Origin of the sequence: Haloferax sulfurifontis ATCC BAA-897 (genome assembly GCF_000337835.1) — an archaeon.
GTDB lineage: Archaea > Halobacteriota > Halobacteria > Halobacteriales > Haloferacaceae > Haloferax > Haloferax denitrificans.
In genome coordinates, this window is sequence record NZ_AOLM01000022.1 from 32942 (window position 1) to 51482 (window position 18541).

The following is an 18541-nucleotide window of genomic DNA, read 5'->3' on the forward strand; positions in this document are numbered from 1 at the left end:
CCCTCTCGACCTACCGCGATTCGACCGCGTCGGCGACGAGTTCGACCGCTTCTTCCACGTCCTCGCGCGAGACGTTCAGGTTCGTCGTAAAGCGGGTGTGGTACTCGCCGAACGTCCCGCCGAGGACGCCCACGTCGTCGCACAGACCGACGAACTCCTCGGCCGTCAGCCCCGCGCCCTCGGAGTCGACGACGACGATGTTCGTGTCGGGCGTCGGCACCGAGAGGCCGGAGACGGCGTCGAGACCCTCGGCGAGAACGCGGGCGTTCGCGTGGTCGTCGGCGAGGCGGTCGACGTTGTCGAGCGCGACGAGCCCCGGCGCGGCGATGAGACCGGCCTGCCGCATGCCGCCGCCGAACTGCTTTCTGACGCGGACGGCCTCCTCGATGAACGCCTCGGAACCGGCGAGCATCGAGCCGACGGGCGCGCCGAGCCCCTTCGAGAGACAGAACATCACCGTGTCGACGCGCTCGACCATCGCCGCCGGGTCCTCGTCGAGGGCGACGCAGGCGTTGAACAGGCGCGCGCCGTCGAGGTGGACCGGAATCCCGAGGTCGCGGGCGGCATCGGCCGCGGCGTCGATGTCGGCTTTGGGAACCGCGACGCCGCCGCGGGCGTTGTGCGTGTTTTCGAGGCACAGCACGCCCGTGCCGGCGACGTGAAGCGACTCCTCACGGGCGTGGTCGCGGACCTGCGCGGGCGTCGGCGCGGCGCGCTCGCCGGCGTCGTAGGCGCGGACCTGCAGGCCCGACAGCTGGGCGAAGCCGCCGACCTCCCACTTGTAGACGTGCGCCTTCGCGTCCACGAGCGCCTCTTGGCCGGGGTCGGCGTGGACGCGGGCGGCGATTTGGTTGCCCATCGTCCCCGACGGCACGAACAGCGCGGCCTCCTTGCCGACGAGTTCGGCGGCGCGCGCTTCGAGTTCGTTCACGGTCGGGTCGCCGCCGTACACGTCGTCGCCGACGGCGGCGTCGCGGGCGGCCTCGCGCATCTCGTCGGACGGGAGCGTGACGGTGTCGCTTCGGAGGTCTATCATGCGCGGAGAGACCGCGCCGACGGAGAAATAAACGATGGTCCGCGGGGCGTTCTCGGTCGTGGTCGCAATATTTGCGCTTCGAAAGGTGTTTGCCCCGGGGACACACACGACGCGGTATGGACCCGCGCATCCGCGAGCACGCACAAACCATCGTCGACCACTCCACGAGCGTCGAGGCCGGCGACAACGTCGTCGTCTCCGCGCCCTCGGTGGCCGAGGACCTCGTCACGGCCGTCCACGAACTGCTCGGCGACCGCGGCGCGAACGTCGTCGCGATGGACGCGAACCCGCGATTCACCCGCGCGTTCCTCCGCGCCGGCGACGACGACTACGAGACGCCCGAGCACGTGCTGGCGCTCTACGAGGAGACCGACGTCATCATCCGCGTCCGCGGCGAGACGAACGCGACCGAACAGAGCGACGTGCCGCCCGAGACGAACGCCGCGTACAAGCGCGCCTACAAGCCCGTACAGGGCGAGATGCTCTCGAAGCGCTGGTGTCTCACCCAGTACCCCGCGAAGGGGAGCGCCCAGCTCGCCGGCATGAGCACCGAGACCTACGAGAACTTCGTCTACGACGCCGTCACCCTCGACTGGGACGCGCAGGGCGAACTCCAACAGCAGTTGGTCGACATCCTCAACGACGGCGACGAAGTGCGCATCAAATCGGGCGACGAGACCGACGTGACGATGAGCATCGCCGGCAACACCGCCATCAACGACACGGCCGAGCACAACCTCCCCGGCGGCGAGGTGTTCACCGCGCCCGTGAAAGAGTCCGTGAACGGCGAGGTCTACTTCGACCTGCCGCTGTACCGGCAGGGCCGCGAAGTCTCCGGCGTCCGCGTCCGCTTCGAGGACGGCGAGGTCGTCGACTACTCCGCCGAGGGCAACGAGGAGGTCTTAGACGGCGTGTTCGACACCGACGAGGGCGCGCGTTACCTCGGCGAACTCGGCATCGGCATGAACCGCAGTATCGACCAGTTCACCTACAACATGCTGTTCGACGAGAAGATGGGCGACACCGTCCACATGGCCGTCGGCTCGGCGTACCCCGAGACGGTCGGCGCGGACAACGAGCTCAACGAGAGCGCCGAGCACGTGGACATGATCGTCGATATGTCCGAAGACTCGGTCATCGAGGTCGACGGCGAGGTCGTCCAGCGAAACGGCACGTTCGTCTTCGAAGACGGGTTCTGACCCGGCCGGCGGCGCGCCGCCCGACTACGAACAACTCGCAACATTTCGCCTCCAGTTTATCGCCCGGAGAATCGACTCGCGTCGTCGGTTTTTCCAGTCGAAACGGAAGCCTCCGAGCGGTCGCCGAAATCGGCACCGAGACGCGGGGACGGATTCGGTCTGTCTCGACCGAAATCCGCGGGCTCTCCAGTCGAAGCGATGCCCTTCCGTCTATAGACAGGCGTGTGACAACAGCACACAGATCCCAGTAGGTTTATTTCGAATAGTCGACGAACACGAACCGATGCCAGCGGTCCAGTGCCGGGAGTGTGGACGCGACGTGGCGGTCCACGAGATAGAAACGGCGACCACGACGACGCCCGACGGCTTCGAGACGAGATATCGGTGTCCCTACTGCGACTCCGAGATGCGCGACGTAAAAACGCGAATCGTCTGACGGCGTTACTCTTCGAGGTCGAGGTCGAACTGCTCGTTTTCGGTGACAGCGTTGAGCACGACCGACGTGTTGGACTCGCGGATGTCCGCGTCGGTGAGCAGTTTCTTGATCTGCGTGTTCATGCCGTCGGTGTCGCGGAACTTGCCGATGGCGATGATGTCGTAGTCGCCGGTGACCTCGTACACCGAAATCATCTGCTTTTCCGCGCGGAGGCGCTCTGTGATTTCGGGGAGCGCGGAGCCCTCGACTTTCAGTTGGATGACGGCGGTCACGTCGTAGCCGAGCGCGTCGTAGTTCACCCGCGGCGTGTAGCCCTCGATGACGCCTTCGTCTTCGAGGTCTCGCAGGTGATTCGAGACGGTCGTCACCGACACGTCGAGTTCTTCGGCGAGGCTTCGCAGGCTCGCTCGACCGTCACCGAGGAGCGCGTTGATGAGCTTCGCGTCGAGGTTTTCGTACGTCATTACATCCAGAGACCGTCCGAGGGCATTAGAATTTTACGAATATCCAATTCTGTGGCACACCGCGGGGAATTGCATTAAGCGGAAAGGTCTTTATAGTGCGGGTGTTCGAATCGCGTGTTCAGGAAAATGACGGAAGACAACGCACTCACCGACGGCGGCCTGAGCGACGAGGCACAGTCGGTCATCGACGAGATCGAAGAGAAGAATGTCGACTTCCTCCGACTGCAGTTCACCGACATTCTCGGAACGGTCAAAAACGTCTCCATCCCGGCCTCGCAGGCCGAGAAGGCGTTCACCGAGGGCATCTACTTCGACGGTTCCTCCATCGACGGCTTCGTGCGCATTCAGGAGTCCGACATGCGCCTCGAGCCCGACCCGTCGACGTTCGCCGTCCTCCCGTGGCGGAAGAAGGAAAACAGCGCCGCAGGCCGTCTCATCTGTGACGTGTTCAACACGTCCACCGGCGAGCCCTTCAGCGGCGACCCGCGTGGCGTCCTCAAGCGCGCCATCGCCCGCGCCGAAGACCTCGGCTATGACGTGAACGTCGCCCCCGAACCGGAGTTCTTCCTGTTCGAAGAAGACGAAAACGGCCGCGCGACGACCGTCACGAACGACGCCGGCGGCTACTTCGACCTCGCGCCGAAGGACCTCGCGTCCGACGTGCGCCGCGACATCATCTACGGCCTCGAAAGTATGGGCTTCGACATCGAAGCCTCGCACCACGAGGTCGCCGAGGGTCAACACGAGATTAACTTCACGTACGACGACGCCCTCTCGACGGCCGACAACGTCGCGACGTTCCGGTCCGTCGTCCGCGCCATCGCGTCCGAACACGACCTCCACGCGACGTTCATGCCCAAGCCCATCCCGCGCATCAACGGCTCCGGTATGCACACGCACATCTCGCTGTTCCAGGACGGCGAGAACGCGTTCCACGACGGCGACGACGAGTTCGACCTGAGCGACACGGCCAAGAGCTTCGTCGCGGGCATCCTCGAACACGCGCCCGCGATCACGGCGGTCGCCGACCCGACGGTCAACTCCTACAAGCGCCTCGTCCCCGGCTACGAAGCGCCGGTCTACATCGCGTGGTCCGACCGCAACCGCTCGGCGCTCATCCGCAAGCCGGCCGCCCGCACGCCGGCCGCCTCGCGTATCGAGGCCCGCTTCCCCGACCCGTCCTGTAACCCGTACCTCGCGTTCGCCGCGCTCATCCACGCCGGTCTCGACGGCGTCGAAAAGGACCTCGACTGCCCCGACCCGGTCCGCGAGAACATCTACGAGTTCGACGAGGAAAAGCGCGAAGAGTACGGCATCGAGACGCTCCCGAAGGACCTCGGCGGCGCCGTCGACGCCCTCGAAGAGGACGAAGTCATCCAGGACGCCCTGGGCGACCACGTCTACGAGAAGTTCGTCGAAGCCAAGCGCTCCGAGTTCAAGGACTACCTCGTCGACGTCTCCCAGTGGGAGCTCGACCGGTACCTCGAGACGTTCTAAGCGTCGCGCACGCCTCACACCGATTTTTCTTTCGCGCCCGCTCGCCGGAGAGCGACGGCGCCCGGTGTCGCAGTCGGCGAGAAAAACCGGAAGTGACACGAGCCGAACGCGAATAACAGCCCGAAAACGCGGCCTCAGTCGGCCCGCAGGGACGCCCCGTCGCCGAGTCCGAGACGGTCGTACGCCCGCGGCGCGACGAGGATAAAGGCGACCACCGCCGCGGTGGCGAGCACCGTCACCGGAATCGAGGCGTCGACCACGTCGACGCCGACCCAGAGGCCGCCCGCGCCGAGGAACGCGACGAGCGCGACCGGCGGCGACAACGTCGGCAGTGACTCGTGGTCGGCGAGCCGCGTCCAACCGGCGAGGCCGCCGAGCGACCCGCCGAGCGCCGCCGCGGCGTTTTCGGTGTGCCCGGAGGGACCCGTGGCGAACACCACCGCGAGCGCGAGGACGCTGAGGCCGGCCGAAATAGCGAACAGCCGCGCCGGGTCGAGGTGGCCGGCCGCGTCGGGGTCGTCCGCGCCGGCGACGAGAAAGACCGCTTTCAGGAAGCCGAGTCCGAGGAGGACGCCGACCGCGACGTCGACGCCGTAGTGGACGCCGAGGAAGAGACGCGAGAGCGAGACGGTGCCGACGACGACTGCCGCGGCGACGAGTCGGCGGCGGCGGTCCCACAGGTCGAGAAGCGAGACCGCCGCCCCGTAGACGACCGTGGTCCCGAGGGCGTGCCCGCTCGGGAAGCCGAAGCCGTCGTCTGTCGTGAACGAGACGAACAGGTCCGAAAGCGGCGACGGCCACGCGGGCGCGTCGGCGACGGCCGCTGTCGGCGGTCGCGGCAGGGCGAAACCGACTTTCAGCGCCGTGACGAGCGCCAGCGACCCGAGCGCGAGGCCGACGAAGGAGGCCGCGGTCCGCCGCGGTCGCGCCGTGACTCGGGGGCGGCAGAGCCAGTACAGCGAGGTGAACGCGACGAAGTAGAACCACTGGTCGCCGAGCTGGGTGACGAGACCGAACAGGAAGACCAGCGCGTCCGGTGCCTGCGCAAGGGCGTTTTCGCCGAACCCGCGGGTCTGAAGCGAAAGCGCGAACCGGAACATCTCAGCCGCGGCGTTCGCGAACCGCGTCGACGGCGCGGCCGGGGAGACCGAGCGCGTTCAGGCCGATGCCGAAGATGACGAACAGGACGTAGAGCCCGAGCGTCGACAGGAAGATGATGAGCATGGCGACGACCGCGATGAAGTCCGACTGGAGGTAGTAGAACGCGCCGAGCGTGAGGACGACGCCGTAGCCGAGCACGAGATACGGGCCCCAGCCGCGGGCCTTGCCGCGGCGCATCCGCCGACGGACGTAGCGCTTCAACTCGGCTTCGAGCTTGGGCTTTTCGACCGTCCGGTCGGTCACGTCGTCCTCGAACGCGTCGAGGTCGGCCCGGAGTTCCTCGACCTGCGATTCCAGCTCCTCGATGTCGGGAGCGCCGCGCGGGGAGACGGACGCGCCGGTCTCCGCGTCGCCGGCGTCGTCCGTCCGCGGCCCATCGGTGTCTCCTCGGTCGTCGCTCATATCCGTACGAGCGTCATGTCGGCCTCCCGTATGTTGTACCTGCCGGTCCACTCCGGGTGGTCCCCCCGGCGGGTCACGCGGTTCCGCGGGCGACGCGTCGTCGCCGACCCCCGCGAGGACCGCGTTGACGACCGCGCCCGAAAGCAGGATGAGCCCCGAAAAGTAGAACCACGTCACGAGCAACAGGAGCGTCCCGAGCGCGCCCGCGACCGACGCGCCGGCCACCGACGCGTAGACGCCGAATCCGACCCCGAGGAGCGTCCAGCCGACGGCCGCGAAGACGGTTCCCGGAACGACCTGCCGCGGCGAGAGGTCGGCGTCGGGAAAGACGTAGTACAGCGGGAAGAACGCCGCACACAGCGTGAGAAGCAACAGAATCGGCGAGAGCAGTTGGATGAACGGCACGTCGAGCAGGCCGAGGAGCGCGGTCAGCACCGCGACGCCGATGGTGCCGACGCCGATGCTGGCGAGGGCGATGGTGCCGTCGCGGAGCTGGTCGAGGAGGCCGCCCGCCTCCGAGCCGTAGATGCGCGAGAAGGCGATGTCGAGGCCGCGGAAAAGCTTCAGCGCCCCCCAGACCGTCAAGGCGAGGCTCACCGCCCCGACGCTACCCTGTCCGGTTCGGTCCGCGAGGGCCTCCTCGACGAGGCCCTGTCCGGTCGGGACGAGATACTGCTCGACGAGCGTCTGGAGTTGGGCCTGCAACTCCGCGCCGCCGACCGCGGTGGCGATGACGACGCCGAGCACGAGAAGCGGAATCAGCGAGACGAGCGCGTAGTACGAGATGCTGGCCGCGAGAAACGAGATTTCCTTCTCCCGAATCGTGTCGACGACGGCCCGTGCGACGGGGACGGCGGTTCGAATCGTGGCGCTCACGTATCACGGAAACGACACGGGAGGCAAAGAAGTTACCCGCCGACGCGGCCGCGTGACTCGGTTACGGCCGCTGGCCGTTGCCTCGTCAGGCCTCGGGGTCGAGCGCGGCGGTCGCCTCGCGTATCTCAGCGACCGTCGCGTCGGTCTTGAACGCGGTGCCGTGGTAGTGGGCGGCCGTGGCGTCGTAGCCGGCCTCGCGGAGGGTTTCGAGGAACGTCTCCATCTTCGAGGCCGACCGGCCCCAGAGCTTACAGAGGCGGTGCTGGTCGAAGTGGGTCGGCGTGTCGAGTTCGACCGCGAGCGTGTCGAGGAGTTTGCGGGCGCGCTTCGCGGTGCCGAAGTCCTCGGTCACCTCGTCGCGGACGGCCTCGGCGAACGCCGGCTCGGAGACGGGGCCGAGCCAGATGGGGCCGGCTTCGAGAATCCGGGTCGACCCGCAGTTGGCGCACGACTCGGGCGGGTGGGCGATGAGCGAGTACTCCGCCTCGCGGTGGAGGCAGTCCTCGCAGTGGTAGACGAACCCGGTCGATTCGAGGAGTTCGTCGGCCTTCGTCGCCCGCTCGTCGAGTTCGAGATACGCCCGCGCGTAGTGGCGCGTCGCGTGCGAGAGAATCGGGACGGCGGCCTTGTCGTAGCGGGCGGCGGTGCGGACCATCGCGCCGAGGAGCGTCCGAAGCCCCATCTCGGGGTGGTAGTCGGTGTTCTGCGGGAGACAGCCGTACTTCCGGATGCCGCTTTTCTGGTGTGCGCCGCACAGCGGGGCGGTGTCCGTGGCGGTGACGCAGACGAGGTCGCGGGTGTTTGCGAACGCGGGGTCGGCGAAGGGCATCGGCGTGCCGAAGGGGTCGAGGTCGACCACGTCGAAGACCGAGTCGTACATGAGGGCGTTGGCGTTGCGGTGGACCGCCTCGCCGCCGTTGCCGGCGCGGTCGAGGTTCGACTGGGCGAGTTCGACGGCGTCGGTGTCGAGGTCGGCGCAGGTCACGTCGTAGCCCTCGGCGGCGGCGCGGACGCCCCGGATGCCCGAGGCGGCCATCGCGTCGAGGTAGCTCTCGGCGCGGGGTTCGCGCTCGCGGAAGGCGCGGAGGACGGCCGCGGTGATGTCCCGGTTCAACTCCTGTGTGGGGTTGTAGAAGACATCGTCGCCGGTCCCCGCGGACGCCCCGTCGCGGGCGTCGGGAACCTCGATTTCGACGCCTCCCTCGCTCACGTGCATACCCGCAGTCGCCCGCGCGGGCGGAAACCGGTTGCGATGCGGTTGTGCGACGCGATTGTGCGACGCGATTGCGACGCGATTGCGGCGGTCGGTCCACCCCGCGGCATCGAATGCGTTTTCACCGCCACCGACGAAGTCGGCGGCGTGGACCCGGCCGACGACTGGCGAGCGGCGCTCGCGGAGACCGGGCGACTCTCGCCGACCATCGTGCAGGCCATCGTCGACGCCCACGGCGACCGGGGCGTCACGGCCATCGAGGCCGTCTCCGAGCGACGGGTGAAGCGCTACCGCGACTTCGACGTGGTCGTCGGCTACGACGACGAGTACGTGGTCGAAGACCGGGGCTGTACCTGCAAGGACTCCCAGTACAACCTCGACCCCGACGAGGGCGAGCGCTGTTGGCACGTCCTCGCGGTCGACGTGGCCGAGGCGCTCGGCGAACTCGACCACCACGACATGTGGTACTCCGACGTGCGGGAATTTCTGTAACCACACTTCTCAACGACGCGCCCGTTCGGCCGTTCGGCCCGTCGCCGCGCCGCGGGAACGACCACAATCCTTTCCGAACCCCGCCGCGAACCTCGGCCCAACGGATGGCTGATTTCGACCTCTCTATCGACGAAAAGCGGGTGTACGCGGACAAGTCCGGCAAGCAGACGGTGTACGTCGCCGCGGGCGTCGGGGTCGTGACCGTCGACGTCTCCGACGACCTCGTCGGCGGCTTCCGCATCGACCGCCGGTGTACCGCGCGGGACGCCGCCGGGTCGCCCGGGGAAGTCGCCGTCGCCACCGACGAGGACGTGTTGCTCGTGCAGGGCGGCGACTACCACGAACTCGACTTCGGCCCCGCGACGGCCGTCGGCTTCCACCGGAATCGCGTCGTCGCCGCCGACGATGCAGGGCGCGTCGCCCGCTTCGACGAGTCCGGGTGGGCCGACCTCGGCGCGGTCGGTGCGGTCCGCGCCCTCGACGGGAGCCTCGTCGCGGCCGAAGACGGCGTCTACCGCGTCGGCGACGACGGCCTCTCGCACGTCGGCCTCGACGACGTGAACGGCGTTTCCGACCCCGCGGGCCGCCTCGGCGGCGACTCGGGGACCCCGCTCGCCGCGACCGACTCGGGGCTGTACGCGCTCGGCAACGGCTGGATGGACGCGCTCGACGGGGCGTTTTCGGCGGTCGCGTCGATGCCGGACGGCCGCGCCCACGCGGTCGGCCCGGACGGCGTCGTCGCGCGAGACGCCGAGTCGGGGACGTGGGAGGCCGCGCCGATTCCGCTGGACGAGACGGTCGTCGCGCTCGCTCACGACGCCCGCGCCGCCTACGCCGTCACCGACGCGGGGAGCTTCTGCGTCCGACTGACCGGGGGCGACTGGCGGACGCAGGTGCTCGGGTTAGACACGGTCGGCGTCGCGGTGCGCTGACACGCGACGCGGCTGAACGCAACGAAAAGCGGTTTTACCCCCCACGAGAGACGAACGGGTATGCTCGTACCCGGCGCATCCTCGCAGGCACTCGCGGCCGCGCTCGCTTCCGAACTCGGCGAGTCGCTCGCGGCCGTCGAGTACGACCGCTTCCCCGACGGCGAGACGCTGGCCGCGGTCCCCGGTTTCGACGCCGACGCCGCCACCATCGTCGCCAGCACCGCCAGCAACGACGCCTACGTCGAACTGCTCCAACTGCAGGACGCCGTCCGCGAGGCCGGCGCGTCGGCGGTCACGACGGTCATCCCGTACATGGGCTACGCCCGACAGGACAAGGCGTTCGAGGCCGGCCACCCGGTTTCGGCCCGCGCGGTCGCCCGCGCCGTGAGCACGACGACCGACCGCGTCGTGCTCGTCAACCCCCACGAGGACGCCGTCGCCGACTTCTTCGACGCGCCCGTCGACGTCGTCGACGCCGCCGGGCGGCTCGCCGAACCGCTCCCCGAACTCGACGACCCGCTGTTTCTGTCGCCCGACTCGGGGGCCATCGGCATCGCAGAGACCGTCCGCGACGCCTACGGCGAGGGCGAGACCGACTACTTCGAGAAGGTGCGCCACTCCGGGACCGACGTGGAAATCACGCCGAGCGACGCCGATTTCGAGGGCCGCGACGTGGTCATCACCGACGACATCATCGCCACCGGGTCGACCATGAGCGAGGCAGTCGGGGTCCTCGCCGACGGCGGCGCGAAGCGCGTCTTCTGTGCGACCGTCCACCCGCTTTTGGCTCGCAACGCCCGCACGAAACTCGCGCGCGCCGGCATCGAGCGCGTCGTCGGCACCGACACCATCGAGCGCGACGTGAGCGAGGTGTCCGTCGCGCCCGCTCTCGTCGACGAACTCGAACGGTAGCAGACCACACACTCTCTCGAAACGGTTTTGCCGGTCCCCGCATCTCGGGATAGTATGGGACGTTACGGAAACATCGACTACCCGCGGATGACCAAGACCGGCCTCGGGCTGGGGCTCGCGCTGTTCCTGTTCGGCGCTGTCGGCGCGAAAGTCGCCCTCGCCGTGAGCGGCGGTGCCATCCCCGGCTGGGAGCGCACGCTGTTTTTCGACGCCGAGTGGCTCGGCATCGCGCTGGTGCTGTTCTCGCCGATTATCTTCGGCATCGTGCTCCCCCTGACGGAGTAGATGGCCGACGCCGACCCCCGGTTTCCCGACGCCGACGAGACGCTCGTCCTCGAACCCGACTGCGCGCGCTGTCCGGCGCTCGCCGACTGCCGAAACCGCATCTCGTGGGGCGTCGGCCCCGCTGACGCGACCGTGATGGTCGTCGGCGAAGCGCCCGGCGCGGGCAACCCCGACGCCGAGCGCTGGCGGGGCGGCAACTGGACCGGGATGTCCTACACCGCCCGGCACTCGGGCCACCGCATCCGCGAGACCATGGCCGCCGTCGGCTACGAGTCCGGCGTCTTCTACACGAACGCGGTCAAGTGCTTCCCCTCGGACGGCGAGGGGTCGAACCGCGCGCCCACGGCCGCGGAAAAGGCGAACTGCCGCGACCACCTCGTTTCCGAACTCGAAGCCATAGACCCCGACGTGGTGGTCCCGACCGGCCGCCACGCGACCGAAAGCGTCCTCGCGCTCGACGACGCCTCACTTGACGGCTTTCTCGATACCGTCCTCGAACCCGTCGAGAGCGAGCGGTTCGGCTACACCGTGGTCCCGCTTTTACACCCCTCCTACCGCGACGTGTGGCTGTCGCGTCTCGGCTACGAGTTAGACGAGTATCTGGCCGACTTGGAGTCGATTCTCCCCTAAGCTCGCCGCGTCGACCGAGGCGCACACCGACGCCGACCCCAAACGGTCCGCCGAGCGGAACTGACTCGACCGACTCCGGACCGGTGCGAACTTTCTTTTTCCCGCCAATCGACGAACCACGTATGTCCGACTGCATCTTCTGCGCCATCGTCGACGGCGACATCCCCGGCCGAATCGTCCACGAGACCGAGCACACGCTTGCGTTCCTCGACGCCAACCCGCTCGCGCCCGGCCACACGCTCGTCGTCCCGAAAGAGCACCACGCCCGCCTCGACGAGGTGCCGGCCGACGCGGCGGCCGACCTCTTCGCCGCCGTGAACGACCTCGTCCCGCGCGTCGAGGCGGCGGTCGACGCCGACGCGACGAACGTCGGCATCAACAACGGCCCCGCCGCCGGGCAGGAAGTCGACCACGTCCACGTCCACATCGTCCCGCGGTTCGAGGGCGACGGCGGCAGTCCCATCCACGCCGTCGCGGGCGAGCGACCCGACCTCTCCGACGAGGAACTGGACGACATCGAAGCGGCCATCTCGGGCTGAATCGGGTCTCACACCGGCCGACGTCAGTTCTCTCCCGCCGTAAGTGTCGATGTGAACACATATATGGCCGCCGCAAGTACCGCCAGTCGTGACAGTCCTCCAATCGTTTCGGACGGCCCTCCGAATCGTCACCGAGACGCCCGTGCTCGTCGCGTTCGCCCTCGCGTTCGGGGCCATGGGCGCGTTGAACAACGCCTCCGGCCTCGTCAGTGTGGTCGGGACGATTCTGCTCCTGTTCGGCTCACCGGCGCTCATCGGCGCGTTCTACACCGTCATCGACGGCGCGCGCCCCGGTTCCGACACCGACCTGCGCGCGTCCACCGCGGCACAGCGCTACTACGTGAGCCTGCTCGGTGCGAGCGTCCTTTCCGGCCTCGTCATCATGATCATCGCGATGGTCGTCGGCGGCGGCGTCGTCGGCTACATCGGCTTCGGCCGGCTCAACGCGGTCCTGAACGGCTCCGCGACCCTCACGCTCGTCGAACTCGCCGCCGCCGGGGCGGCCTTCGTAGTCCTCGCGGCGGTCATCTACGTCTTCACGTTCTTCGACACCGCCGTCGTCTTCGACGGGAAGACCGCGGGCGGGTCGCTCAGCCGGAGCGTCGACTTCGTCTTCGGGAACCTCCGGCGGGTCGTCGGCTACGCGGTCGTCGCGACCGTCGCCACCTCGGTCGTCGACCTGCCGGTGCTCTGGTTCGTCACCCTCGACGGCGCGACCACCGTCGCCGGCGCGGTGACGGCGTTCCAAGCGCCGATGTCCGGGGTCGATATCGCCGTCGTGGCCGTCGCCTCGACGGTCACCACGCTCGTCGGGCGGACCTACAAGGTCTGTTTCTACCGGGCCTGCGCGGATGACGCATGGGGTTCGGGGCCGGAGTCGGCCGACGAGAACTGGACGATGTAGTCGCGCGTCCGGCGGCGCTAACGGCGGGCGACCGAAGCTATTAATCTGAGCACCCGACCAATCGCGGTATGTCGATTCCCACCACTATCGCGCTCGTCGGAGCCACCGGCGGCGCGGGGACGACCCGACTGACGCTCGAACTCGCCGCGGCGCTCGCGGACGACGGTCGCGACGTGGCCGTCCTCGACGCGGCGTTCGCCACGCAGGGACTCTCGGACTACGTCTCGGGGACGCTCGACCCCGACGCGACGTCGCTCGTCACCGACGATGCGGACGTGCCGCTCGAATCGGGGCTGGTCGCGTTCGCCCCCGACGCCGAGGGGCGCGTGGCCGTCTGCCCGGCCGCGGCCCCGTTCGAGCGACTCGCGCGGGCGATGACGCCCGACGCCGCGCGGGCGTTCGAGGGGCGCATCGCCGAGGCCGCAGACGGCTTCGACCACGTCCTCGTCGACGCGCCGCTCCTCGCGTCGAACCAGACGGTCGCCGCCGCCGCGGCCTGCGACCGAGTCGCGCTCGTCGCGCCCGCCACGGACCGCGGTGACGACGCCGTCGGTCGCCTCAGCGCACGGGCCGCCGACATCGGCACCGACGTCGACGCCGTCGTCTCCACGTTCGGCGAACTCCGCGACGCGGACGTCGTCGTCCCCGAAACCGAGGCGGACGGCATCGCCGACGCGCCGGCGTGCCGCGACGACGCCGAACTCGCGGCGGGCGTCGGCGCGGTCGCGGAGGTCGTCCTCGACGTCGAAATCGAACCCGCGGCCGCCACCGGCGGAGTCCTCAACTCGGTCGGCGAGTACGTCCGTCGCTGAGCCGCACGGGGCGTCGAGTATTCGGAAAGACAGTCGGCTCGGTGAGCACCGCCGCTCGCGGGCGCAAAAACCGGGGGAGAGAGTAGAACGGCCGAGAGAGAAAGGCGCGCCTCGCGTCAGAACTGCATGTCGGTGACCGAGCTCATCGTCTCGGCCAGCGAGTCGCGCTTGGCGACCGCGGCGTCGGTGCGGTCGGTCAGCGCGCCCTCGACGGCTTCGACGAGGGGGGCGACGGGGTCGTGCGTCTCGACGTACGTCGCGAGCGCGAACTCCGGCGGCTCCGCGCCGGTGAGCGCGAGCGCGTCGGCCCGCGAGACTCGCCCGTCGACCCAATCGCGGACGATGCGTCGCGCCTCGGGCGCGAGGGGCGTCACGCCCGCCTCGCCGCAACGGTGCAAGAGCTTCGCCGCCGTGACCGGGGCGACGCCCGCCTCGCGCGCGCTCTCTCCGATTGACGTGCCCGAGCCGTGTGCTTCGACGACCCGCTCCGCCGCCGCAGGCGCACAGGGGAGCGCGTCTGCGTGCGCCTCGAAGCGCTCGCGGAGGGAAACGTCGGTGTCGTCGACGGTCGGGACGCGGCTCGAACGCTGTTCAGTCGTCGTCGTCTCTAACGCGGCGGCGATATCCGACAGCCCCATTGACCGGAGTTCCACACCGTTCCGTCAAAAGCGTTCGCAATGAATATCGATATTGATAGCTAAACGTACCGGTAACCGGTAGGCTCTGTCACCCCAAACCGGGGTTCGAACCCCGTTTTGTCCCGTGTTTAAATACCTCTTCGAGACCGATTTTCAATTGTGATGAGTGAAGCACGCTCCCCCCAGGGTTGCCCCGAATGCGACGGACACCTCGGTTTCGAAGCCGGCGAGACGGTCTGTACGGACTGCGGCCTCGTCGTCTCGGAGTACCGCATCGACCACGGTCCCGAATGGCGCTCGTTCGCCGACGACGACCGGAACCCCGCCCGCACCGGCGCGCCGCTCACCCGGTCGCGCCACGACCGCGGCCTGTCGACCGAAATCGGCCGTTCGACGCGTATCAAGGGCCGCAAGCGCCGGCAACTCGCCCGCATGCGCCGCCAGCACAACCGCGCCCGCATCTCGACCAAGCGCGAGCGCAATCAGGTGTACGCTTTCACCGAGATTCGCCGCGTGACGAGCGCGCTGTCGCTCCCGAACCACATCCGCGACCAGGCGTGTTCGCTGTTCGAGTCCGCCCAGAACGAAGACCTCCTGCGCGGTCGCTCGCTCGAAGGGTTCGCCGCGGCCTGCGTCTACGCCGCCTGTCGCGTCGCCGGCGTCTCCCGGAGCGTCGAGGAGGTCTGCGACGTGTCGAAGTCCACCGAGGCGGAGCACCAAGCGGCCTACGGCGCGCTCAACCGCGACCTCGGCCTCCCCGTCGCGCCCGCCGACCCGACCGAGTACCTGCCGCGGTTCGCGACCAAACTCGATCTCGACAGCGACACCGAGCGCCGGGCGCGCGAGTACGTCGCCGACGCCCGCGACGAGGGACTCGTGGGCGGCAAGAACCCCTGCGGCGTCGCCGCCGCGTGTCTCTACACCGCCGCGTGCGACCGCGGGGAAGACTGCACGCAGGCCGAGGCCGCCGAGGTGGCCGACGTGACGCCCGTGACGCTCCGCAAGACGTACGTGGCGCTCCGCGAGTGAGACAGACACCGCAGACCGTGGCCGCGACGGTTCGCTAGCCGAAGCCGAAGCCGAAGCGACGAACCGAGAACTGAACGACTGTCGCGCGACCGAACCGAAACGAGACGACGCTTCTACCGACCGCTTACCCGGACCGCGTCCGCGAGTTCCCGAATCCGAGTACTGGGAAGGCTCTCCGGCGACGACGCGACGACCGGCTCGAACCGCTCGACCGCCTCGGAGAGCCGCGCGTCCGCGGGGACCTCCGTCGCCGGCGCACCGAGCACGTCGGCGAAGGCGTCGAGCGGCACCGGGTCGACGACGCGGTTGACCGCGACGGCGGCGAGTCCGCACCCGAGTTCGCGGGCGAGCTCGCGGGTCCGAACCGCGTCGGCCAGCGCGTACCCCTTCGGCGACGCGATCACGACGCAAGCGTCGGCGACGGCGAGCGGAACGCCGGTGTCGGCGCGCATCCCGGCGGGACAGTCCACGACCACGTCGCCGTGGGCCGCCTCGACCGCGCGGAGCGCGTCGGCGAGGAGGCGAACGTCGGCGGCGCGCGCGCCGGCGAGCGTCCGGCCGCACGGGAGTATCGAGACCGGCCCGCCCGAGCGGACGGCTTCGAGGGGGTCCGCCCGCCCCGCGAGCACGTCGTGGAGGTCGGGGCCGGGCGCGTACGGGAGGTTCGCCATCCCGAGGTCCGCGTCGACGACGACCGCGCCGAGTTCCGCCGCGAGTTCGAACGACAGCGTCGACTTCCCGACGCCGCCCTTCCCGGAGACGACCGCGAGAATCACGCGAGCCTCCGGAGCGCGTCCGCGTCGGGGTCGGCGTCGGCCGCGCGGTCCGCGAGCGCCGTCGCCCGCGCCGCCAACCGGCGGAGTCGCGCTCGGTCCGCGTCGAGCGAGTCGAGCGCCTCGACGCCGAAGTCGGCCTCGGAGAGCGCGGCCGCGGCGTCCGCGACCGACGCGCCGTCCAGTCGCTCGGCGAGTTCGATGCGTCGCTCGACGGTCGCGAGAGACGCCGACTGGACCGACTGCCCGGTCTCGTGCCCGCGCGCCTCGCTGACCCCGACCGCCGCCGACACCTCGTCGTCAGTCGGCTGTTCGGACGGTCCGGTTCGGTCGGGGGCGGCGGCGCGTTCCGATTGCGAAATCGGGCCGGGTCGCTCCTCGTCGGACTCGGGGGTCGTCGCGTTCGTCGGCTCGGGTGTCTCCAGCTCAGGCGACGCCGACTCTGGCGTCTCCGGCTCGGGCGTCGCCGACTCAGCTGTCGTCGGTGACGGGTCAGAAGAGACGGGGACCGCGTCCGCGGGCGGCCGCGCCGAACCGAGCGTCCGAACCGCGTCCTCGGGCGTCGAATCGGCGGCCCGTTCCGACTCGTCGGCGCGGCCGAGAACCTCGATGTCGACCGCGCGCTCCGGAGAACCGTCGACGTCGGCGGGCGCGGCGTCGCGGTCGCCCGACGTCGACAGGGGAACGGCGTAGCCGAGCGCGACCGTCGAACCCGCGGGAACGACGCCGTCGAAACCCTCGTCGTCCCACCCGGGTTCGGGGACGCCGGCACGGCGCGGCGGGAGCACCGGGCCGTCAAGGCGGTTGCGAAGCCTGACGCGGCGGTCGACCGGCGCGTCGTTGTCGACTCGGACCGAGACGAGGGCGACGCCGTCGGCCGCGGTCACGTCGATATCGGTGTGCATAGCGGGGGTGGCCGCGGCTTCGCATATAAACCAACGCCCGGAGCGACCGGGGCGGCCGACGCTCAGACTGTCAACACCGAACGACCGGCACGCCGAGCCAGTCCGCGGCGGCCTCGGCGTCCGAAAACCGGCCGCACGAGAGGACGACCGGCGCGGAGAGGTCGGCGAGGCGGACGGCGGCCAGCGCGCGGGCGACGGGGTCCGATTCGAGGGCGGGCGGTTCGGGCGGCGAGTCGACCGCCGCGGTCGCCGTCGCCGTCGCCGGGAGCGACGCGAGGTCTCGAAGCGCCGCCGCGAACTCCGCTCCGAGTTCGGCCGCGAAGTGCGCCCGGGCCTCGCGGCGGCGGTTCTCGACCGCGTCTTCGAGTTTGAGTCGCGCCTCCCGCCCGTCTCGCTCGGCTCTGACCGCGCGTTCGAGCGCCGAAAGCCGCTGTTCGGCCGCGACGCGCTCCGTCTCGACTTCCGAGAGCTCAGTCGCCGCCGAGACGAGCTCCTCGCGCGCCGCGGCGGTCGCCTCGTCGTCGCCGGCGTCGCGGTGGGCGTTCACCCGCCCGCGGAGAGCCGCGACGCGCTCTCTGAGTCGAGACTCGTCCTCTCCGGCGGCGGCGACGCGGCGACGGGCGTCTCGGAGCGCGGCCGCCGAGGTGTCGGGCCGTTCGCGTTCGTCCGCCTCCGCCTCCTCGGCCGCATCGTCGCGGTGCTCGCCGAGTTTCGCTTCGAGTCGAGCGAGGTCGTCGGCGACCGGAGAGCGGCGGCCGTGCGACCGACCGGCCGCCGCGAGGAGCCACCCGCGGGACGGAGACGGGGACGGCGCGGAGACCGGGACTCTGCCGAGTCTGTCGTGTCCGGGGCCGGGCGACGGGCAGTCGATTCGGAGCGCGCCCGGCGCGTCGGTCCCGTCGTCCGCCCGCACCGCGGCGACGACGGCGTCGACGTCGACCGACTCGCCGGCGAGGTCGATTGCCGACCCTTCGTAGACGGTCCCGTCGGGCAGTCGGAGCCTCATAGCTCGCGGCGCTTCATCTCCGCGGCCGACGGGTGGTCGGTTCCCGAGGCGAACTTGCTGTACGGCGTCGCCGGCGACTCGCGGTCCTCGTAGGCCGCCGCGGCCTCGCGGACCGCGTCGGGGACCGCCGAGAACTCGTTGAACGGCTCGGTTCCCTCGATTTGAACGGCCTCGTCGTGTTTCTCCCGAAGCCGAAGCGCGAGGAAGGCGGCCAGCTCCGTCTCGTCGAACAGCGCGGCGCGGCCCAGTCGTCGGACCACGACCCCCTCGTGGGTCCGACAGATGTTCCGAAGCGTCGTCCGCGCCGCCTGCGAGTAAGTCACGACCAACAGCACGCACGACCGGTCACGGAGCCGGGAGAAAAATCGTTCGACAGCGGCACCGCAGGCCACTCGTCCGG

Annotated in this window: 22 protein-coding genes; 12 read left to right on the forward strand and 10 right to left on the reverse strand. The window is 69.7% G+C overall.

All coding sequences use genetic code 11. The features are described from left to right. Positions 1-10 precede the first annotated feature (10 nt). The gene (locus C441_RS13045; protein WP_007275490.1) at positions 11-1036 is read right to left on the reverse strand and encodes a threonine aldolase family protein; all 1026 of its coding nucleotides are present in this window, start codon (positions 1034-1036) and stop codon (positions 11-13) included. Positions 1037-1152: 116 nt separating this feature from the next. Here C441_RS13045 and C441_RS13050 point away from each other — a divergent pair, with 116 nt between their 5' ends. Further along, on the forward strand, positions 1153-2235 hold the full coding sequence (locus C441_RS13050; RefSeq protein WP_007275491.1) for an aminopeptidase: 1083 nt from the start codon (positions 1153-1155) through the stop codon (positions 2233-2235). Between the two features lie 283 nt (positions 2236-2518). Further along, positions 2519-2671, forward strand: a complete 153-nt coding sequence (locus C441_RS19985) for a hypothetical protein (RefSeq protein ID WP_167321014.1) — start codon at positions 2519-2521, stop codon at positions 2669-2671. A 5-nt stretch (positions 2672-2676) separates the two neighbouring features. Here C441_RS19985 and lrp read toward each other — a convergent pair whose 3' ends face one another. Further along, on the reverse strand, positions 2677-3135 hold the full coding sequence (gene lrp, locus C441_RS13055; protein ID WP_004045355.1) for an HTH-type transcriptional regulator Lrp: 459 nt from the start codon (positions 3133-3135) through the stop codon (positions 2677-2679). 126 nt (positions 3136-3261) lie between these two features. Between lrp and glnA the strand changes: the two genes are divergently transcribed. Beyond that, positions 3262-4632, forward strand: a complete 1371-nt coding sequence (gene glnA, locus C441_RS13060; RefSeq protein ID WP_007275493.1) for a type I glutamate--ammonia ligase — start codon at positions 3262-3264, stop codon at positions 4630-4632. Between the two features lie 134 nt (positions 4633-4766). Here glnA and C441_RS13065 read toward each other — a convergent pair whose 3' ends face one another. The 3 genes from C441_RS13065 to C441_RS13075 form a co-directional block, all read right to left on the reverse strand. After that, a complete protein-coding gene (locus C441_RS13065) occupies positions 4767-5732 on the reverse strand; it encodes a phosphatase PAP2 family protein (RefSeq protein ID WP_007275494.1) in 966 nt (321 codons plus the stop codon). A gap of 1 nt (position 5733) precedes the next feature. Continuing rightward, entirely contained in the window at positions 5734-7071 is a 1338-nt protein-coding gene (locus tag C441_RS13070; protein ID WP_007275495.1) for a YihY/virulence factor BrkB family protein, read from the reverse strand. A gap of 85 nt (positions 7072-7156) precedes the next feature. Further along, complete coding sequence (locus C441_RS13075; RefSeq protein ID WP_007275496.1) at positions 7157-8287, reverse strand: tRNA (guanine(26)-N(2))-dimethyltransferase; 1131 nt, start codon at positions 8285-8287, stop codon at positions 7157-7159. Positions 8288-8431: 144 nt separating this feature from the next. On the opposite strand from C441_RS13075, the gene C441_RS13080 reads away from it, so the two are divergent. The 8 genes from C441_RS13080 (at position 8432) to C441_RS13115 (ending at position 13790) form a co-directional block, all read left to right on the forward strand. Then, complete coding sequence (locus C441_RS13080; protein ID WP_004968975.1) at positions 8432-8776, forward strand: SWIM zinc finger family protein; 345 nt, start codon at positions 8432-8434, stop codon at positions 8774-8776. 104 nt (positions 8777-8880) lie between these two features. Further along, entirely contained in the window at positions 8881-9708 is an 828-nt protein-coding gene (locus tag C441_RS13085) for an HVO_0234 family beta-propeller protein (protein WP_007275498.1), read from the forward strand. A 60-nt stretch (positions 9709-9768) separates the two neighbouring features. Continuing rightward, a complete protein-coding gene (locus tag C441_RS13090) occupies positions 9769-10620 on the forward strand; it encodes a ribose-phosphate diphosphokinase (protein WP_007275499.1) in 852 nt (283 codons plus the stop codon). 54 nt (positions 10621-10674) lie between these two features. Continuing rightward, positions 10675-10905: a DUF7860 family protein gene (locus C441_RS13095; protein WP_049917893.1), complete on the forward strand. Its 231-nt coding sequence runs from the start codon at positions 10675-10677 to the stop codon at positions 10903-10905. Further along, entirely contained in the window at positions 10906-11535 is a 630-nt protein-coding gene (locus C441_RS13100) for a uracil-DNA glycosylase (RefSeq protein WP_007275500.1), read from the forward strand. It abuts the gene before it with no gap. A 122-nt stretch (positions 11536-11657) separates the two neighbouring features. Further along, on the forward strand, positions 11658-12074 hold the full coding sequence (locus C441_RS13105; RefSeq protein ID WP_007275501.1) for an HIT family protein: 417 nt from the start codon (positions 11658-11660) through the stop codon (positions 12072-12074). 88 nt (positions 12075-12162) lie between these two features. Next, positions 12163-12978, forward strand: coding sequence for a DUF7847 domain-containing protein (locus C441_RS13110; protein ID WP_007275502.1), 816 nt, complete (start codon positions 12163-12165; stop codon positions 12976-12978). Between the two features lie 68 nt (positions 12979-13046). Next, on the forward strand, positions 13047-13790 hold the full coding sequence (locus tag C441_RS13115) for a cell division inhibitor (RefSeq protein WP_007275503.1): 744 nt from the start codon (positions 13047-13049) through the stop codon (positions 13788-13790). A gap of 116 nt (positions 13791-13906) precedes the next feature. Here C441_RS13115 and C441_RS13120 read toward each other — a convergent pair whose 3' ends face one another. Next, complete coding sequence (locus C441_RS13120) at positions 13907-14428, reverse strand: DUF7858 family protein (protein WP_007275504.1); 522 nt, start codon at positions 14426-14428, stop codon at positions 13907-13909. 162 nt (positions 14429-14590) lie between these two features. Between C441_RS13120 and C441_RS13125 the strand changes: the two genes are divergently transcribed. Beyond that, complete coding sequence (locus tag C441_RS13125) at positions 14591-15457, forward strand: transcription initiation factor IIB (protein ID WP_007275505.1); 867 nt, start codon at positions 14591-14593, stop codon at positions 15455-15457. Between the two features lie 113 nt (positions 15458-15570). On the opposite strand, the gene C441_RS13130 is transcribed toward C441_RS13125, so the two are convergent. The 4 genes from C441_RS13130 to C441_RS13145 all read right to left on the reverse strand — a co-directional run bounded on the left by C441_RS13130 (position 15571) and on the right by C441_RS13145 (position 18476). Further along, on the reverse strand, positions 15571-16233 hold the full coding sequence (locus C441_RS13130) for a P-loop NTPase (RefSeq protein WP_007275506.1): 663 nt from the start codon (positions 16231-16233) through the stop codon (positions 15571-15573). After that, positions 16230-17135: a DUF7857 domain-containing protein gene (locus C441_RS13135; protein ID WP_007275507.1), complete on the reverse strand. Its 906-nt coding sequence runs from the start codon at positions 17133-17135 to the stop codon at positions 16230-16232. The genes C441_RS13130 and C441_RS13135 overlap by 4 nt, the downstream gene beginning before the upstream one ends. A gap of 70 nt (positions 17136-17205) precedes the next feature. After that, on the reverse strand, positions 17206-18141 hold the full coding sequence (locus C441_RS13140) for a DUF7856 family protein (protein ID WP_007275508.1): 936 nt from the start codon (positions 18139-18141) through the stop codon (positions 17206-17208). Beyond that, a complete protein-coding gene (locus C441_RS13145; RefSeq protein ID WP_007275509.1) occupies positions 18138-18476 on the reverse strand; it encodes a DUF7855 family protein in 339 nt (112 codons plus the stop codon). Before C441_RS13145 ends, C441_RS13140 begins: the two co-directional genes overlap by 4 nt. Positions 18477-18541: the final 65 nt, after the last annotated feature.

Excerpts from the sequence above, each read along its gene's own strand:
- C441_RS13075 (WP_007275496.1), bottom strand. The coding sequence starts at position 8,287 with ATGCACGTGAGCGAGGGAGGCGTCGAAATCGAGGTTCCCGACGCCCGC.
- C441_RS13125 (WP_007275505.1), top strand. The coding sequence starts at position 14,591 with ATGAGTGAAGCACGCTCCCCCCAGGGTTGCCCCGAATGCGACGGACAC.
- C441_RS13085 (WP_007275498.1), top strand. The coding sequence starts at position 8,881 with ATGGCTGATTTCGACCTCTCTATCGACGAAAAGCGGGTGTACGCGGAC.
- C441_RS13140 (WP_007275508.1), bottom strand. The coding sequence starts at position 18,141 with ATGAGGCTCCGACTGCCCGACGGGACCGTCTACGAAGGGTCGGCAATC.
- C441_RS13045 (WP_007275490.1), bottom strand. The coding sequence starts at position 1,036 with ATGATAGACCTCCGAAGCGACACCGTCACGCTCCCGTCCGACGAGATG.
- C441_RS19985 (WP_167321014.1), top strand. The coding sequence starts at position 2,519 with ATGCCAGCGGTCCAGTGCCGGGAGTGTGGACGCGACGTGGCGGTCCAC.
- C441_RS13095 (WP_049917893.1), top strand. The coding sequence starts at position 10,675 with ATGGGACGTTACGGAAACATCGACTACCCGCGGATGACCAAGACCGGC.
- glnA (WP_007275493.1), top strand. The coding sequence starts at position 3,262 with ATGACGGAAGACAACGCACTCACCGACGGCGGCCTGAGCGACGAGGCA.
- C441_RS13090 (WP_007275499.1), top strand. The coding sequence starts at position 9,769 with ATGCTCGTACCCGGCGCATCCTCGCAGGCACTCGCGGCCGCGCTCGCT.
- C441_RS13100 (WP_007275500.1), top strand. The coding sequence starts at position 10,906 with ATGGCCGACGCCGACCCCCGGTTTCCCGACGCCGACGAGACGCTCGTC.
- C441_RS13050 (WP_007275491.1), top strand. The coding sequence starts at position 1,153 with ATGGACCCGCGCATCCGCGAGCACGCACAAACCATCGTCGACCACTCC.
- C441_RS13065 (WP_007275494.1), bottom strand. The coding sequence starts at position 5,732 with ATGTTCCGGTTCGCGCTTTCGCTTCAGACCCGCGGGTTCGGCGAAAAC.
- lrp (WP_004045355.1), bottom strand. The coding sequence starts at position 3,135 with ATGACGTACGAAAACCTCGACGCGAAGCTCATCAACGCGCTCCTCGGT.
- C441_RS13120 (WP_007275504.1), bottom strand. The coding sequence starts at position 14,428 with ATGGGGCTGTCGGATATCGCCGCCGCGTTAGAGACGACGACGACTGAA.
- C441_RS13105 (WP_007275501.1), top strand. The coding sequence starts at position 11,658 with ATGTCCGACTGCATCTTCTGCGCCATCGTCGACGGCGACATCCCCGGC.
- C441_RS13135 (WP_007275507.1), bottom strand. The coding sequence starts at position 17,135 with ATGCACACCGATATCGACGTGACCGCGGCCGACGGCGTCGCCCTCGTC.
- C441_RS13115 (WP_007275503.1), top strand. The coding sequence starts at position 13,047 with ATGTCGATTCCCACCACTATCGCGCTCGTCGGAGCCACCGGCGGCGCG.